At 68.7% G+C, this 1,066-nt stretch carries 2 protein-coding genes; both read right to left on the bottom strand.

Annotated features, from left to right (window positions below; genetic code table 11):
- On the bottom strand, window positions 1-497 hold a 497-nt coding region (locus tag ACFWAY_RS53925), incomplete at its 3' end, for an alpha/beta fold hydrolase (RefSeq protein ID WP_378516562.1).
- Window positions 494-946: a MaoC/PaaZ C-terminal domain-containing protein gene (locus tag ACFWAY_RS53920; RefSeq protein WP_378516561.1), complete on the bottom strand. Its 453-nt coding sequence runs from the start codon at window positions 944-946 to the stop codon at window positions 494-496. The genes ACFWAY_RS53920 and ACFWAY_RS53925, both read right to left, overlap by 4 nt.
- Between the last annotated feature and the right edge of the window lie 120 nt (window positions 947-1,066).

Here is a 1,066-nt window from a genome sequence, read left to right as displayed (position 1 = left end):
ATGGTCGCGGCGATCGAGGCGAGGTAGTCGCGGTCGACGAACCGGCGGGGGGTGAGCATCTTCGTCAGGACCGACGGCCGGGCGGGCACCATGAGGACACCGGTTGCGGTGGCGGCGAGGACCAGGTGTCGGCACCGGCGCGGGTTCTGGAATGCGAATTGCTGGGCCAGGGCACCACCCCACGAATAGCCCAGCATGTCGACCCGTTCGTAGCCGAGGGTGTCCAGCATCCGCCCGACTACTCGGGCGAGGTACGGAAACCCGTACGGTAGTCGCGAGTTCGGTGACGCTCCGACTCCGGGTGCGTCGAATCGGATCAGGGTGCGTCTCGCGCCGAGGTGCTCGACCAGGGGGTCGAGGACCTCGAGGCCGGCGCCGATCCCGTTGCAGAGCACCAGCGGTACGCCGTCGCCGTGTCTGATGGACACTCGCAGGTGCTGCCCGCGGGCGCGCACCATTCGGGTTTCGTCTGCCGGGTTCACGGCGGGGGTGATCATCGGTAGATGCGTATCGGTTCGGCGACGCATACGGGTCGCGGCGCGCCGTCGGCTTCGACGGTGATGCCGAAGACGACTTCGATGCCGGTGCGGCGTCGCTGCGCGGCCAGGATCCGGCCGGTGCAGCGGACCTTGGCATCGGCGGCTGTGGGTGCGGGAAAATGGACGGTGCCGAGTCCGTGGTCGAGGGTGGTGGGGGCGCTGTCGATCCAGACCAGGTCGTCGAGGGCCCTCGGGAGCAGTGCCAGCGTCAGGTAGGCGGGGGTGATCGGATTCGCGAGGAGCGTGCCGGCGGTCCGCTGCGGGTGGGTGGGGATCGTCCGGTAGTCGCCGGTGGCGTCGGCGAACAGGTTGACCTGTTCGTAGGTGATCTCGTACCAGTCGGTGGTGCCGATCTGCTCGCCGACCAGGGCGAGGAGTTCTGTCGGGTGCGCTACACGGGTGGTCATGGGTGATCCTCACTGTTCTTGCGGCGGTTCATCGCTCACGGACATACGAGCCGGGAGCGGGCATCAGCGGCGGTAGGTCCGGGGTGCCGAGCATCGCCGGTGCGGTCTTGTCCGGTCCGC

Source organism: Rhodococcus sp. NPDC059968 (assembly GCF_042738615.1).
GTDB lineage: Bacteria > Actinomycetota > Actinomycetes > Mycobacteriales > Mycobacteriaceae > Rhodococcus_F.
Note: the sequence above shows the minus strand (reverse complement) of the source record. Positions and strands in the feature narration are given on the sequence as shown.

Coding starts and splice junctions, on each gene's coding strand:
- ACFWAY_RS53920 (WP_378516561.1), bottom strand. CDS start 946: ATGACCACCCGTGTAGCGCACCCGACAGAACTCCTCGCCCTGGTCGGC.